This is a genomic window from Thermosipho sp. (in: thermotogales) (assembly GCF_020054775.1).
GTDB classification, from domain to species: domain Bacteria; phylum Thermotogota; class Thermotogae; order Thermotogales; family Fervidobacteriaceae; genus Thermosipho; species Thermosipho africanus.
Map to the genome: position 1 here is coordinate 1 of NZ_JAIHAP010000039.1, position 15,457 is coordinate 15,457.

At 30.6% G+C, this 15,457-nt stretch carries 14 protein-coding genes, 1 tRNA gene and 1 pseudogene; 11 read left to right on the top strand and 5 right to left on the bottom strand.

Annotation, left to right across the window (positions count from 1 at the left end; all coding sequences use genetic code 11):
* The 5 genes from JG780_RS07295 to JG780_RS07315 form a co-directional block, all read right to left on the bottom strand.
* On the bottom strand, window positions 1-951 hold a 951-nt coding region (locus JG780_RS07295), incomplete at its 3' end, for an amidohydrolase family protein (protein WP_287569839.1).
* The gene (gene rsfS, locus JG780_RS07300; protein ID WP_004102912.1) at window positions 951-1,286 is read right to left on the bottom strand and encodes a ribosome silencing factor; all 336 of its coding nucleotides are present in this window, start codon (window positions 1,284-1,286) and stop codon (window positions 951-953) included. The genes rsfS and JG780_RS07295, both read right to left, overlap by 1 nt.
* 4 nt (window positions 1,287-1,290) lie before the next feature.
* A complete protein-coding gene (locus JG780_RS07305; protein WP_004102916.1) occupies window positions 1,291-2,592 on the bottom strand; it encodes a bifunctional folylpolyglutamate synthase/dihydrofolate synthase in 1,302 nt (433 codons plus the stop codon).
* 11 nt (window positions 2,593-2,603) lie between these two features.
* Window positions 2,604-5,198 carry a valine--tRNA ligase gene (locus JG780_RS07310; RefSeq protein WP_287569841.1) on the bottom strand — a complete coding sequence of 865 codons (2,595 nt, stop codon included), beginning with the start codon at window positions 5,196-5,198 and terminating at the stop codon, window positions 2,604-2,606.
* On the bottom strand, window positions 5,191-5,607 hold the full coding sequence (locus tag JG780_RS07315) for a diguanylate cyclase domain-containing protein (RefSeq protein ID WP_004102920.1): 417 nt from the start codon (window positions 5,605-5,607) through the stop codon (window positions 5,191-5,193). The genes JG780_RS07310 and JG780_RS07315 overlap by 8 nt, the downstream gene beginning before the upstream one ends.
* A 127-nt stretch (window positions 5,608-5,734) precedes the next feature.
* Between JG780_RS07315 and rsxC the strand changes: the two genes are divergently transcribed.
* From rsxC to JG780_RS07370, 11 genes and pseudogenes are all read left to right on the top strand, one after another.
* Entirely contained in the window at window positions 5,735-7,051 is a 1,317-nt protein-coding gene (gene rsxC, locus JG780_RS07320) for an electron transport complex subunit RsxC (protein WP_114702786.1), read from the top strand.
* Window positions 7,051-8,007, top strand: a complete 957-nt coding sequence (locus JG780_RS07325) for an RnfABCDGE type electron transport complex subunit D (RefSeq protein ID WP_287569849.1) — start codon at window positions 7,051-7,053, stop codon at window positions 8,005-8,007. The genes rsxC and JG780_RS07325 overlap by 1 nt, the downstream gene beginning before the upstream one ends.
* Window positions 8,004-8,672 carry an RnfABCDGE type electron transport complex subunit G gene (locus tag JG780_RS07330; RefSeq protein ID WP_004102924.1) on the top strand — a complete coding sequence of 223 codons (669 nt, stop codon included), beginning with the start codon at window positions 8,004-8,006 and terminating at the stop codon, window positions 8,670-8,672. Before JG780_RS07325 ends, JG780_RS07330 begins: the two co-directional genes overlap by 4 nt.
* Before the next feature lie 3 nt (window positions 8,673-8,675).
* On the top strand, window positions 8,676-9,290 hold the full coding sequence (rsxE, locus tag JG780_RS07335; RefSeq protein ID WP_114702788.1) for an electron transport complex subunit RsxE: 615 nt from the start codon (window positions 8,676-8,678) through the stop codon (window positions 9,288-9,290).
* Window positions 9,287-9,862 (top strand): electron transport complex subunit RsxA, encoded by a 576-nt coding sequence (rsxA, locus tag JG780_RS07340; protein WP_004102926.1) that lies wholly within the window; start codon window positions 9,287-9,289, stop codon window positions 9,860-9,862. Before rsxE ends, rsxA begins: the two co-directional genes overlap by 4 nt.
* A 46-nt stretch (window positions 9,863-9,908) precedes the next feature.
* Window positions 9,909-9,984: transfer RNA gene (locus tag JG780_RS07345), tRNA-Gly, on the top strand.
* A gap of 53 nt (window positions 9,985-10,037) precedes the next feature.
* Entirely contained in the window at window positions 10,038-11,306 is a 1,269-nt protein-coding gene (locus tag JG780_RS07350) for an ArsB/NhaD family transporter (protein ID WP_012580477.1), read from the top strand.
* Between the two features lie 20 nt (window positions 11,307-11,326).
* On the top strand, window positions 11,327-12,268 hold the full coding sequence (locus JG780_RS07355; protein WP_287569845.1) for a calcium/sodium antiporter: 942 nt from the start codon (window positions 11,327-11,329) through the stop codon (window positions 12,266-12,268).
* A 29-nt stretch (window positions 12,269-12,297) separates the two neighbouring features.
* Window positions 12,298-13,182, top strand: coding sequence for a hypothetical protein (locus JG780_RS07360; RefSeq protein ID WP_287569847.1), 885 nt, complete (start codon window positions 12,298-12,300; stop codon window positions 13,180-13,182).
* Between the two features lie 28 nt (window positions 13,183-13,210).
* Window positions 13,211-14,662 (top strand): IMP dehydrogenase, encoded by a 1,452-nt coding sequence (gene guaB / locus JG780_RS07365; protein WP_012580478.1) that lies wholly within the window; start codon window positions 13,211-13,213, stop codon window positions 14,660-14,662.
* Between the two features lie 283 nt (window positions 14,663-14,945).
* Window positions 14,946-15,457 (top strand): annotated as a pseudogene (locus tag JG780_RS07370) (cache domain-containing protein); the annotation flags it as partial.

The following is a 15,457-nucleotide window of genomic DNA, read 5'->3' on the forward strand; positions in this document are numbered from 1 at the left end:
GTTAATGTCAAGATTTTGAGGATTGTCCTTTTTTTGTAATAGAGAAGCAATTCGAGCTTCAAATAGTATGTCAAGAGAATTGTTACTAGCAGGTCCATCCGTTCCAAGAGCTACAGTCAAACCATTTTCAATCATTTTTTGAATAGGTGCTATACCATTTCCTAATTTTAAATTACTAGTAGGGTTATGAGATATAAACACATTAAAATCTTTTAGCATTTTAATATCATTATCATCAAGATGGACACAGTGAACAGCAAGGAAATGATAATCAGCAATTCCAGAAGAAAGAATTTGTGAAAGTGAAAATTGCTCTTTCTCCCATTTATTTTCAAATAAATGCATTGTAACAGGAATTTTTAATTTTCTGGAGAGTTTACCAATTTCCTTTAAAGCTTCTAAAGAGCAGGTATAAGGAGCATGTGGACCGAGTCCTACGAAAATTCTATTATCAATACCATGCCACTTTTCAAAAAGAGAAAGTGCTTCGTTAAGTCTACTTTTTTCAATTTTGTTTTCTTCTGAAACAAGTCCCCTAGTTAAAAGTGCTTTCATCCCAAAATCTTTTACAGCTTGTGCAACAGAATCTTCAAACATATACATATCACAAAAAGCTACAATACCGTTTTTAGACATTTCCATCATTGAGAGCATAGATGCAAAATAAACTATATCTTCGTTTAATTTTTCTTCAAGTGGTATTATATGTTCAAAAAGCCATTTGTTAAAAGGTAAATCTTCTGCAATACCTCTTAAAATAGACATTGCTGCATGAGTGTGTGTATTTACAAGGCCTGGAATTATTAATTTATTATCTAGATCAAATTCTTCATCCTCATTATCTTTTAAATTCTTATCAATTTTTATTATCTTTCCTTTATCAATTTTTATGTCAACCTTCTCAATATTGGACTTCCAATTTCTTAAAACATATGCATTTCTTAAAATCATTATTTTTCACCCTTTATTTTTTTGGCATCAATCCATAATCCTTCAAGGTCATAAAATTCTCTTGCTTCTTTTGTAAAAATATGTATAACAATGTCTGATGCATCAATTATTAGCCATTCATGATTATCTTCTTTGTCATAATAAATTACTTGTTTTCCAATTTCAGATAATAAATCTAATATTGTATCTCTTAAACTATTCATATGAGTGTTGCTATTAGCAGTAAGGATTATAAAATAATCTGTAGGAACATTAGTATTTGACATATCCAAAATAACAGGTTCAATTGCTTCTTTCTCTAAAATTTTTTTCCAAATTAATTCTAAAATTTCCAAATTATCACCTCCTCATTAATTTTAACTCTTCATCTATATAACCCTTACCTAAATAGCTTCTTATGAAACCAACAAGATAAAATGAACCAGTAACAACTTTTAAATCAGCTTTCATTTCTTTTAGTTTTTCGATTGCATGTATTGGATCAGCTATAAATTCACAAGATTTTGAAAAGTCTTTAACCAATTCATATGTTTCTAAACAATTTATAGCTCTGTGTGATGGTGGGCAAGTAACTATAACATGTTCAAATTCTGGTATCAGTTTTGAAATAACAGAGATTTTATCTTTATCATCTAAAATTCCAAATAATGCTATTTTACTATCGTTTTTGAAGTATATATTTAAGTTTTCCAAAAATTTTTCAGCAGCTTGTGGATTGTGTGAGCCATCAAGGAGAAAACCATTGAACATTTCGAATCTCCCAGGTATAAATGCTTCCTTAAATGCTACAAAAGTATTATTTAAATCAATTTTTTCAAACAACTCGTATGCTTTTAAGGCAATTGCTGCGTTTATGGGTTGATGTGTCCCGTTTAAATTTACTTCAAGCCCTTTAATAGTAGTTTCACCGTAATAATTTATTATATTTTTTCCAAATTGATATTCTACAACTTCATAATCAAAGTCTTTTCCAAGTTCATATACTTTTGCATTCTTATCTGCAGCAATATTATATATAACCTTTTTAGCTTCTTTTGGAACATTACCAATTACTACTGGTCTATTTTCTTTTATGATTCCAGCTTTTTCATACGCAATTTTTTCAAGAGAGTTCCCGAGAATTTTTGTATGCTCAAGACTTACCGTGGTAATTATTGAAACTTCGGGAATAATTACATTAGTTGCGTCAAATCTGCCTCCAAGACCAACTTCAATGGTTGAAATTTCTACGTTTTCCTCTTTATCTATTTCAAATGCAAGAGCAGTTGCAAATTCAAAAAAACTTGGAGAAAATTCTTCACCTTTTTTATCCATTTCTTCAGAGTATTTCTTAACTAGATTAAAGGCATTTAAAAAGCGCTCCTTTGATATATATTTTCCGTTAATTGGAAATCTTTCAAGAATTGAAGATAAGTGGGGAGATAAATATCCCCCCACTTTATACCCATGATTTTTTGCTAAATAATGTAGAAATGTTGTAGTACTTCCTTTTCCATTTGATCCAGTAATATGAAAGCATTTATAATTTTTCTCTGGATTGTTGAGCCTTTTTAATAATTCTTCTATTCTATAAAGTCCTATTTTAATTTTTCCATAAGGTCGTTTAAAGTATAAGTATTTTAATGCGTCTAAATACTCCATATTATCACTTCTTATTTTAGTGATGTAATTATATTTTTAATTTTTTTGATTTGTTCTTCTATGTTTGCTAACTTTTCTTTTGCTTCTTCCACAATTTCTTCAGGTGCACCTTCCAAAAATTTCTTGTTACTAAGTTTGATTCTAAATTTTTGTGCATCTTTTTCAAGTTTTTCAATTTTTTTGTTAAGTCTATTTATTTCAGTTTCAATATCTATTAAATTACCAAGTTCAACGTAAACTTCTAATTCATTATTTACAAATGCACTTGCTGATTTTTCAGGCTTTTGATCGCTGATTTTTATATTTTCTACATTTCCAAGAGTTCTTATATATAACTTTTCTTCTTCTGTAAAGTCATGATTTGAAGAAATATTTACTTTTTGACTTTGAGGTATGTTAATTTCTGCTTTTACATTTCTAATACCTTTTATAATATTCATTAATAATGAAAAGCGTTTTTCACTAATATTGTCTATTAATTTATCATTAACTTTTGGCCATTCAGATACCGTAATTGATTCTCCTGATGTTGGAAGTTTTTGCCATAATTCTTCAGTAATAAATGGCATAAACGGATGCAATAATTTTAAGCTATTATCTAGAACAGTAACTAAGACGTTTTGAACAAGATGCTTTTCCTCAGTTTTTAGTCTTGGTTTTGATACTTCAATATACCAGTCACAGAATTCATCCCAGAAGAAATTGTATATCTCTCTTGCTGCAAGGTTAAATTCATATTGCTCGATTGCATTAGTTACGTTTTTTATAGTTTTTTGTAGTCTTGAAAGGATCCATTTATCAGATAAATTAAGATTTTCAAGAGGAATTTCTTTATAATCTTCCAAATTCATTATTATAAATCTTGTTGCGTTCCATATTTTATTAGCAAATTTTTTACTAGTATCTATGTTTTTAATATCAAGTTTAATGTCCCTTCCTTGGGCAGCAAGTAGAGCTAAAGTGAATCTCATTGGATCTGCACCATATTCTTGAATAACCTCTAATGGATCTATACCATTTCCTAAGGATTTACTCATTTTTCTTCCGAATTTGTCTCTCACAAGTTGATGGATGTAAACATCATTGAAAGGCTTTTTGCCCATAAATTCATAGCCCATCATGACCATTCTTGCAACCCAGAAGAAGATTATATCAAAACCTGTGACTAATACATCTGTTGGATAGAATTCTTTCAAATCGGATGTATTTTCAGGCCAGCCAAGTGTACTAAAGGGCCAAAGTGCAGATGAAAACCAAGTATCTAGAACATCTTCTTCTTGCTTTAGATTAGTACTACCACATTTTTCACATTTTTTAACTTCTTCTTCAGAAACGTTAATGTGACCGCAATCTTGGCAATACCAAATTGGAATTCTATGTCCCCACCAAAGTTGTCTACTAATACACCAATCTCTGATTTCGTACATCCAATTTAAATATACTTTCTTCCATCTATCAGGATAAAACTTTACTTCACCTTTTTCAACAGCTTCAATAGCTTTTTCAGCAAGAGGCTTCATTTTAACAAACCATTGGTCCATTAGCATAGGTTCTATAACTGTATTGCATCTATAGCAGTGACCAACAGAATGTTTAATATCTTCAATTTTTACTAAATAACCTTCTTTTTCCAAATCTTCTACTATTTTTTCTCTTGCTTGATACCTATCAAGACCTTTATATTTTCCACCATTTTCATTGATTGTCATATCATCTTTGAAAATATTAATAAATTCAAGATTATGTCTTTGACCAATTAGATAGTCATTAGGATCATGTGCAGGTGTTACTTTTAAAGCACCAGTTCCAAATTCAGGATCTGCATGCATATCAGCTATTATCTTTATTTTCCTTCCAACAAGTGGAACAATAACTTCTTTTCCAATAAGTTCTTTATATCTTTCATCCGAAGGCGAAACAGCAATAGCAGTGTCTCCTAGCATGGTTTCAGGGCGTGTTGTTGCGATTATAATTTCGCCATTACCATCAGCAAAAGGATATTTTATGTAATATAATTTTCCATCGTGTTCTTCATATTCGACTTCTTCATCGGAAAGAACAGTTTTACATCTAGGACACCAATTTACTATATATTTGCCTTTATAGATTAGTCCTTTTTTATAAAGAGAAACAAAAACTTTTTTTACAGCTTTTGAAAGTCCCTCATCTAAAGTGAAACGTTCTCTTGTCCAATCAACTGAAGCACCAATAGCCATTATTTGATTCTTAATAGTATTACGATATGTGTTAGCCCAATCCCAAACAATTTCCAAAAATTTTTCTCTTCCAAGTTCTTCTCTTTTTTTACCTTCTTTTTCAATAGCTTTTTCCACAGCTGTTTGAGTTGCTATACCTGCATGATCTTCTCCTGGTACCCATAAAGTTTTAAATCCATTCATTCTTTTAAATCTTACTAAGATATCTTGAAGGGTTATGTTTAAAGCATGACCCATGTGTATTTTTCCAGTAATATTAGGAGGAGGAATAACAATCGAATATTTTGGGCCATCTTTTTTAGGAGTAAAATATCCTTTTTCTAGCCAAAATTTGTACCATTTTGTTTCAATATTTGCTGGATCATACCTTGTGCCAATTTCATTATTCACCAATTGCACCTCCCAATTTTTCTATTTTTATCTTTGTATCAATTTTTATGTTTTTATCTTTATAATTTAAAAACAAATAGTCTAATGATTCTTTTATTCTATTTGCAATTTGTTTGGCTGTTATTTCATTAATCCCATGTAAAATTATTGAAAATCTTTTTTGGCCGCTCCTGAATACAAAATCTTTTGGAATTCTTACACTGTGTTTGATTACAGATGCAGCTCTTGCAATTACGAAATTTATTTCATCCTCTGCGAGTGAATCAAAATCAAGGTCGAGTGTTATTACAAAAAAAGTTGAATTCGAATTACTCAGCATAGAGTATACGGTATTAAAAAAAGATTCATTTGGAAGTCTTGTAACTTTATCAACAAAGTTTCCATTTAGTAATTTTAATAGATAATCCATATTAATCACCTCTTAATTAATTTCTTCTTTATTATAACATATTCTTTAAGATTGTGAAAAGTTCGAAGTAGTGTGTTATAATGTAAAATTGGATGGTGAATTTTAATTTTTTGGGAGGTGTGGTGTCTTGAAGCTATCGAGCTTTTTGGGAGGAGTACATCCTCCCGAAAATAAGTCGTTGAGTAAAGATATTCCAATTAAAAAAGCCCCTTTACCAGAAAAGGTTATAGTATTTATGCAACAGCATGCGGGTGCTCCTGCAAAACCTGTAGTGCAGGTTGGTGATGAAGTTAAAACTGGTCAAGTTATTGGTGAACCTTCCGGGTTCGTTTCTGCGTATGTTCATTCACCAGTAACTGGTAAAGTTGTTGAAGTTAAAAAGATAAGTAATATAATTTTTGGAAAAGCAGTTGACGCAGTTATTATTGAAAGAGAATCTGAAGATGATTGGGAGCTTCTTCCTCATGGTGATTTTGAGAAATTTTCAAAAGAAGAGCTTCTTGATATCATTCAAAAAGCAGGTATTGTAGGACTTGGTGGTGCAATGTTCCCAACACATATAAAGTTAAATCCTCCAAAGGATAAAAAAATTGATACATTAATTATAAATGGTGCAGAATGTGAACCATACTTGACAATTGATCACAGAATGATGTTAGAAAAGCATGAAGAGATTTTGTTAGGTATTGAAATTGTAAAGAAAATTTTAAATGTTAAAAATGTGTATATAGGAATTGAGGATAATAAAATTGATGCAATTAATCTTTTAAATGATAAATGGAGAGGAAAAGTTACTGTTGTTCCATTAAAAACAAAATATCCTCAAGGTGCTGAAAAACAATTAATTTATGCTGTTACAAAAAGAAGTGTTCCACGTGGTGGCCTTCCATTGGATGTTGGAGTTGTAGTTCAAAATGTAAGTACTATGTATGCAATTAAGGAAGCAGTAATTGATGGTAAACCTCTTATAGAAAGAGGCTTAACCTTAACTGGGGAAGCAATTAAAAAACCAGGAAATTGGTGGATAAGAATTGGTACTCCTATTTCATGGATTGTGGATAATTTAGGTGAAGGATTTAAAGAAGGACTTGAAGAAATAAAGGTTTTAATGGGTGGACCAATGATGGGAATACCTATAAACAATATAGAAACTCCAATAGTAAAGGGAAATAATGGAATTACAAGTATTGTTCCACATGAACAGAAAAGCACCTTTTGTATTAGATGTTCTTATTGTGTAAATGTATGTCCAATGGGACTCCAGCCATACTTATTAGACTTGCTTGGAAAGAAAAAAAGATATGATGAAGCAGCAAGTATAGGATTAATGGATTGTATAGAATGTGGTTCTTGTACGTATATTTGTCCTGCTAAGATTGAACATGTTAAAACTATTAAACTTGCTAAAAAAGTGTATAGGGCCCTGAGGGGAGGGAAGAAATGATGAAGTTGATTACTGGAAATGCTCCACATTTAAGATCAAATGACACAACTTCAAAAGTAATGTTGGATGTTATTATAGCTTTATTACCAGCTTTAATAGGTGCATGGTATTTTTTTGGTTTTTATGCATTTTTTCTTGCTATTTTAGGTGCATTTTTTGGTGAATTATTTGAATTATTTATTATGAAAGTACTTAGAAAAGATAAAAATTTTGTGCCAAATGGGAGTGCTGCGGTAACAGGAATACTTCTTGCTATGAATGTTAGTCCTGCAACATCATGGTGGGTATTTTTACTTGGATTAGTTTTTGCGTTAGGTGTTGCAAAACATGCTTTTGGTGGACTTGGAATGAACATATTTAACCCCGCACTTGCTGGGAGGGCATTTTTGTTAGTTTCATTTCCAGTTCAAATGACGACATGGTATAAACCTACACTTTCTTTTTCTAAATGGGTTGATGTTCAAACAACTGCTACACCACTTGCCGTTTTAAAAGAAACAGGAAGTGTAAATGTAAGCTATTGGGATTTGTTTATAGGAAATAGAGCAGGATCCATAGGTGAAACGAGTGTTTTATTGTTACTAATAGGTTTTGCATACCTTGTTGCTAGAAAAAGAATAAAATTGATGATTCCAATTTTTTATATAGGAACTGTTTTTGTTATGTCATCGTTTTTCTATTTTGCAAATCCAACATTTGGTACACCTCTATTTCATATTCTCAGTGGTGGTTTGATGTTAGGTGCATTATTTATGGCAACTGATATGGTTACAAGTCCTATGACAATAAAAGGGCAAGCTATATTTGGTATTGGTGCTGGAGTTATGACTTTACTAATAAGGTATTTTGCGGGTTATCCAGAGGGGGTCTCATTATCAATTCTCTTAATGAATGCATTTGTTCCACTTATTGATAGATACACACAACCACGCATTTTTGGTGAGGTGAAATCATGAAAGATATGATAAAAACAGGTCTAATTTTGATGATATATACTTTGGTTGCAGGCTTGATTTTAGGATTTATCTATACTTCAACCCAAGCTGCAATAAAAGAAGCTGAATTGAAAAATACCATTGACGCGGTTAAGTTTGTTCTTACAGAAAATGGGAATCTATTAGTAAAAGAGAAAGTAATAAAAGAAGCAGTATTAAAGGGTTCAAAAGAGGAAGAAAAAGAAATATTTAAAAAAGGAACTAGTGCTGTTTTGACCCCTGTTTTAAATTTTGATACTGAAAGAGGAAAGGTTTACGTTTTAAAGGGGTATGGTATTGGCTATGGTGGAAAAGTTATTACAATAGCATCCTTTTTAGTAAATAATAAAAAAATTGATCTTTTATCAATAAGGGTTATTGAATATTCACAAGAAACACCTGGACTTGGAGCAAAGATATCTGAAGAGACATCTCAAAAGAGATTTTATCCTATCCCATATGAAGGTTTAAAAAATGGAGTTAAAGTTGACAAAGATGCTGGAAAATCTAATCTTTCGCCTGAAGAAGCAAAAAAGATTGGAGTTGTAAAAATAAGTGATGTAATGACAGGAGCAACTATTACACCTCGAGCAGTTGCATCAACTATTGACGCAATGTTCGAATATTTGCAAAAGGAGGTGCAATAATTAATGGCAAGCAGATCATGGAAAGAATTCAGTAAAGGTTTTATTGTAGAAAATCCTACTTATGTTCAAGCATTAGGAATGTGTCCAACACTTGCAACTACTACTAGCGCGAAGAATGGTTTTGGAATGGGGCTTGCTGCTACTGCTGTTTTAGTTATGTCAAATATAGTTGTTTCTCTTTTGAGAAAAGCAGTTCCTGAAAAAATAAGAATTCCAATATTTATAACTATAATTGCATCTTTTGTTACAATTGTTGATCTTTTGATGCATGCCTATGTATACGATCTTTGGAAAACATTAGGATTATTTATTCCTCTTATTGTTGTTAACTGTGTAATTATGGGTAGAGCAGAGTCATTTGCATCAAAGAATAATGTTTGGTATTCAATGTTAGATGGTCTTGGAATGGGTCTTGGCTTTACAGCAAGTTTAACTCTTTTAGGTGCAATTAGAGAATTGCTTGGAAGTGGTACATTATTTGATGTAAAAATTTGGGGTAAAGCATTTAATGTGTTTATCATGATTCTTCCCCCTGGTGCTTATTTGACATTAGGTTTACTTGCTGCACTTTTTGCATATATAGGTATGAAGAGGAAAGAAAGGGGGAACACTAAATGAAGATTTTTTTGATACTATTATCAGCAATGCTTGTTAATAACTATGTTTTTATGAGATTTTTAGGTATTTGTCCGTTTTTAGGTGTGTCTAAAAAAATGGATACAGCCGTTGGAATGGGTCTTGCAGCAACATTTGTTCTTGTAATGTCCTCTACAATTTCTTGGTTTGTTGATAGACTTTTAATATCACTTGGCCTTGAATTTTTAAGAACAATTGCGTTTATTTTGGTTATTGCATCGTTTGTTCAATTTGTTGAATTGTTTTTAAAGAAAAATAATCCAAACTTGTATGATGCACTTGGAATATTTCTTCCACTCATTACCACAAATTGTATAATATTGGGTGTTGCCCTTATAAATAGTATGAATAATTACAATCTTTTAGAAACAATTTTTAATTCTCTTGGTGCGGGGCTTGGTTTTCTTTTAGCATTAATAATATTTAGTGCAATTCGTGAAAAATTGGAATTATATGATTTACCAAAACCATTTGAAGGACTTCCAATTGCGTTGATTACAGCATCTTTGTTGTCTTTAGCATTTATGGGATTCCAGGGTATGATAAAGTTATAAAACTTGAAAATATAAATGGTATTTGATATAATAAAAATGTAATTGAGCGGGTGTAGCTCAGGTGGTAGAGCATCAGCTTCCCAAGCTGAGGGCCGCGGGTTCGAGTCCCGTCGCCCGCTCCAACGGGGCTTAAAAGCCCTGTTTTTTTTAATAGACAACATTGGGAGGTAATACTTTGACTATAGATGCAATTATCTCTTTATTTATTTTTGTTGTTGTATATTATTTAATAATTTCTGAAAAAGTTCATAGATCAATTTCTGTAGTTTTAGGTGCTTTTATCTTAACTTTTTTTGGAGTATTTGAAGATCCTGATTACTTGTTTAAAAATTATGTTGATTTTGATACTATTTTTCTCTTAATTGGAATGATGCTTCTTGTTTCTGCTGTTAAAAGTACTGGTTTTTTTGAATATGTAGCTTTTAAACTGATTCATTTTTCTAAAAATTCATTTTTATCTATTTTTATTCTTTTAAACTTTTTTGTAGCATTTTTTTCGGCCTTTGTAGATAATGTAACCACAATAATGATTTTTATTCCAATAACACTTGCAGTTGCTGATGCCGCGGGTATTGATCCTACCTTTTTTGTTCTCTCAGAGGTTTTTAGTTCTAATATTGGTGGTACAGCTACACTAATAGGTGATCCCCCAAATATTTTAATTGGAAATGCAGCAAGGCTTACTTTTAATGATTTTATACTGAATACTTCTCCAGCCACATTAATAACTTGGGGAACTATTATTTTATATTTTGTATTAAAAAATAAAAAATATTTGAAAAAAAATATAAGTTTTGAATTTTCTGCTATTGAAATTACAAAAAGTAATTTAATTAAATCTACAGTTTTGTTGATTAGTGTAATAATTTTATTTACAATTCAAGAAAAAATAGGAGTGCATAGTTCAGTCATAGCATTTGGAATGGGTTTTTTATCGATTTTGGTTATTGACCCAAAAAATGTTGAAAAACATTTTGGTGAAATTGAATGGGGAACTATATTTTTCTTTATAGGTTTGTTTATTATAACAGGTGCACTTGAAGATACTGGAATTTTAAAAAATTTAGCAATGATTTTAAGCAAAAATTTTGGAAGTACCCCAAAATTATTTGGAATGTTTTTGATTATTATGTCATTTGTAGTTAGTGGATTTTTTGATAATATTCCATTTACTGCGACAATGATTCCTGTAATTAAGATGCTTCCTTCAATTAACTCTACTTTTGTTAATCTAAATCCTTATTGGTGGGCTTTATCTCTTGGTGTATGTTTTGGAGGAAATCTTACACAAATTGGTGCATCTGCAAATATTGTTGCAATTACCATGCTATTAAAATATTCAAAAAGATCTGTTTCTTTTAAAGAGTATATGAAATTTTCTCTTATACCATCATTAATTTCTTTGATAATTTCTATAGCATATGTTGAATTTAGATATTTTTAATTGGGGAGGTCTTAAAAAATATGTTTTGGACTTTTATAGGGCTTATTATTGGTATTATTTTGCTAATTAAAGGAGCAGATTGGCTTGTAGAAGGAGCGGTATCTGTAGCTTTAAATTTGGGTGTTTCAAAAATGGTTGTTGGTCTTTCAGTTGTTGCTTTTGGAACATCATTGCCAGAACTTGTCGCTTCGTTAGTTGCAGTTTTTAAAGGTTATTCAAGTGTTTCAATTTCAAATGTAGTTGGAAGTAATATTGCTAATATTTCGCTTGCTCTTGCCTTGTCGGCTTTATTTGTTTCAATTCCTATAAAAAAGCAAACCATACGCGCTGAAATGCCCTTCATGCTTATTTCAACTTTGACTTTTACGGTGTTATTTTTGAAAGATTATAATTTAGTTTGGAATTATGGAATAGTGTTTTTATTATTGATGATTATCTATATATACTATCTTATAACTAGTGCAAAAGAAATTGTTCAAGAAGAATTTGAAGAAGAAGTTAAAGAAGTTAAGAGTACATGGTTTTCTATATTTTTAATTGTTTTAGGTGTAGTTGGAGTTTCTGTTGGTGGAGAAATGACAATTAGAAATGTTGTAAAAATTGCAGAGCTTTTTAATCTTAGTGAAACCTTCGTTGGTTTAACTATAGTTGCTGTTGGAACGTCATTGCCTGAAATTGTTGTTAGTGTTATTTCGACAGTAAAAGGTGAAAATGATATTTTAGTTGGAAATATAGTGGGAAGTAATGTTTTTAATATTTTACTGATACTAGGTGTTAGCTCATTGTTTGGAAATTTAGTTGTTGATGTTAATAATTTTACGATTGATCTTATAGTTATGAATTTACTGGCTGTATTATTGTTTGTTTTTTCAATCTTTAGAAAGAGGATATTTAGACTTGAAGCAGTAGTATTTCTTAGTATGTATTTTTACTATCTCTACCGAATAATTTTAAGAAGATAAATTTCATTTTACTTTTTGGAGGTGTAAAAATGCCTATTTATAGAGTTAATGATGTTACAAATGATGAGCGAATAAGTGACTATTTTAAACTAACTGAAAAAAATGATATTAAAGGGATTAGTTTTGGAATTTTACCTCAAAAAGAGACTTTATTTCCATCCATTGAAGATATTGTTTATGAATCGCCAGATGAGATTATTGAAACTTTAGAAGAATCAGATTTTATTGATTGTGAAGGTGACGCAGGAGATTGTGTTATGAATTTTTTAGAAAGTTTGTCGGATGAAGATTATGTAAGATTTTTACGTAATTTTATTATTAACTTTAATGAAGTTTATTCTGAAATAGTTTATTATAATTATGATGAAGTTTTGAGTGATGAAGATATAAAAGATTTTCTGCTTGAAAATATAGAGAGTATAATTGAGGAATGTCATTATAAAGAATTTGATGATGAAGATGATGAAAGTTATTTGTTTGAACAATTAGACGATGATGAAATGTTAGAAACAATAGAGGAACTTTCTGGGGATATTGAATCAATTAAAATTGGATCCTTAGATGCTTTATTTTGGGGAAATGAAGAAAAATTGAGTAAAGAAACAAAAGAAATTTTAGAAAAATTAGATGCAGAAAGATATGAGATTAATAGAGATCTTGTAGTAGTTTATACAAATTATTTCATGGAAAATTTTGCTGAAAAAGTGGGAGAAATTTTGGTTGAAATTTTTGAAGATGGAGATTGGCCCGAGGAGATTTGGACTAGAAATGCTGTAAACAGGATGTTTAATTTGGCATTTGATAAGATTTGGCAACATATGGATGAAATAGAATCATATATAGCAGAAAACTTATCAAATGATTATCTTTATGCATTATCAAGAGCGTTTGTTGCAACATTAGAAGAATTTTAATATAAAAACTGAAAGCGGGGGTGTATCTATGAGAGAAGCATTAACATTTGATGATGTTTTGTTGGTACCAGGTTATAGTGAAGTTTTACCAGCACAAGTAGATGTAACTACTAGACTTACCAGAAAAATTGAACTTAAAATACCACTTTTAAGTGCGGCTATGGATACTGTAACTGAGGCAGAGCTTGCAAAAGCTATAGCTAGAGAAGGTGGAATTGGTATAATACACAAGAATATGACGATTGAAGAACAAGCACATCAAGTTAAAATAGTTAAAAGAACAGAAAATGGAATAATTGATGACCCAGTTACTATATTGCCGAATGTAACAGTTGAAGAAGCTGATAAAATAATGGCAGAATATAAAATTGGAGGATTGCCTGTTGTAGATGAAAATAATAAACTTTTGGGGTTAATTACAAACAGAGATATCCGTTTTGAAAGAAATCCAAAAAGACAAGTATCTGAATTAATGACACCAAAAGATAAATTAGTAATTGCAAAAAAAGGAATTTCCATTGAAGAGGCTAGAGATATTTTACATGAAAATAAAATTGAAAAACTTCCTCTTATTAATGAAGATGGTACTCTGGCAGGATTAATTACTATAAAAGATATTAAGAGTGTAGTTGAACATCCGAATGCATCAAGAGATTCAAAAGGGAGATTGTTAGTTGGCGCAGCAGTTGGAACAAGTGAAGATACTCTTATTAGAGTTGAAGCATTAGTAAAAGCCGGAGTAGATGTAATAGTTATCGATACCGCACATGGTCATTCTAAAAAAGTAATTGAAACTTTAAAAATGGTAAAGAGAGAATTTCCAGATCTTCAGGTGATTGCTGGTAATGTAGCAACAGCTCAAGCAACAGAAGAGTTAATTAAAAATGGTGCAGACGCTGTAAAGGTTGGAATTGGCCCGGGTTCAATTTGTACAACAAGAGTTGTTGCAGGAATAGGAGTTCCACAGCTTACTGCAATAATGGATTGTGTGGAGGTTGCAAAAAAATATGATGTGCCAATTATAGCAGATGGTGGTATTAGATTTTCTGGCGATATTGTAAAAGCATTAGCCGCAGGTGCTGAAACAGTAATGCTAGGAAGTATATTTGCAGGTACTGAGGAAGCACCAGGAGAGACTATATTATACCAAGGAAGAAAATATAAATCATATAGAGGCATGGGATCACTTGGAGCAATGAGCAGAGGTAGTGCAGATAGATATTTTCAAAGTGGAAATCAAAAATTTATACCTGAAGGTGTAGAAGGAATGGTTCCTTTTAAAGGTAATGTAAAAGATGTTGTTTATCAATTGATTGGCGGATTAAGATCAGGTATGGGATATGTTGGAGCTGCAAATATTAAAGAACTTCAGCAAAAAGCTCAATTTATAAAAATAACACCTGCCTCTGTAAAAGAAAGCCATCCACATGACATAATTGTTACTAAAGAGCCACCAAATTATTGGTCAAAGAATATATAATCAAAATTTGAATAAAAATAATATTTTAAAACCAGCACTCGGTGCTGGTTTTATTTTATTTAATTAATAATATAGTTTTAATTAAAGTTTTTATAAGTTTAGTTAATATCGGATAATTTTTTTATTATTTTTACTTTTTTAATCTAAAGTTTATCTTAATATAGTAACCTGTTTGTAAAATAGTTAACTTTGCGTTAATTAAATTGATTTTTTTTTGATATAATAATATCAGTATTTAATTTCTTAACATACAAATAAACTTACTTTCAAAGGAGGTATTAAGATGAAATTTAGAAGCTTAACTCAGTTAATCTTAACTATTGTTTTAGCATCAGCTTTGGTTTTGACATTTTCCTTTTTATTAACTAATTTTTTGATTACAAAGAATGAGCTAACGAATTTGAAAGTAGAAGCGGTAAAAGATGTTGTGAATAGCGCTTATGGAATTATAGAAAATATATACAATATGGAAAAATCTGGTCAAATAACTCATGAAGAGGCTATTAAATTGATTAAGAAATACGTAGGTTCTATGAAATTTGAAGGTAGTAATTACGTATTTATATTTGATAAAAACTATGTTGGAATTGTTCATCCTACTTTAGAAGGTAAAAAGCTGATAATGTGAAAGATCCAAATGGTAAATATGTGGTAGTTGATTTAGTTGAAGGTGCAAGAAAAAATGGTGAATTTGTTTACAATTATATTTGGAATAAGCCTTCTATTAATAAAGAAGTTGGGAAAGTTGCATATGCAAGATGGTTTGAACCATATAAATTTATGATTGGTGCAGGT